Below are 293 nucleotides of genomic sequence, written 5' to 3' on the forward strand. Positions count from 1 at the left end.
GTTCAAGGCGCCGCGCGTGTTTCCGGCCCGCGCCAAGGCATTCAAGAAAGCGCTTTCCGATGCCAATGTCGGCATTGCCTCGATCCTGCCGATGTACCGGTGGGCCTCGAACGAGGAAAATGAGCGGCATGCTGCCGTCAAGCACTGGAAGCGCGCCATTGAGATCAGTGTCGAACTCGGCGTCGACACGATGAACTCGGAATTCGGCCGCGGCCCCCACCCGGACAAGGGTTCGTGCTACTGCTGCCATACCGGTTCCATGATCGAGGCCTGCGAAGACGCCTGGTGGCGCT

General features: G+C 62.1%; 1 protein-coding gene. It reads left to right on the forward strand.

All coding sequences use genetic code 11. The features are described from left to right. A partial coding sequence (locus AF337_RS18090; protein ID WP_152971120.1) for a TIM barrel protein occupies nt 1–293 on the forward strand: 293 nt, incomplete at both ends.

This window comes from Rhizobium ecuadorense (genome assembly GCF_001187535.1).
In the GTDB taxonomy this organism is placed as follows: Bacteria; Pseudomonadota; Alphaproteobacteria; order Rhizobiales; family Rhizobiaceae; genus Rhizobium; species Rhizobium ecuadorense.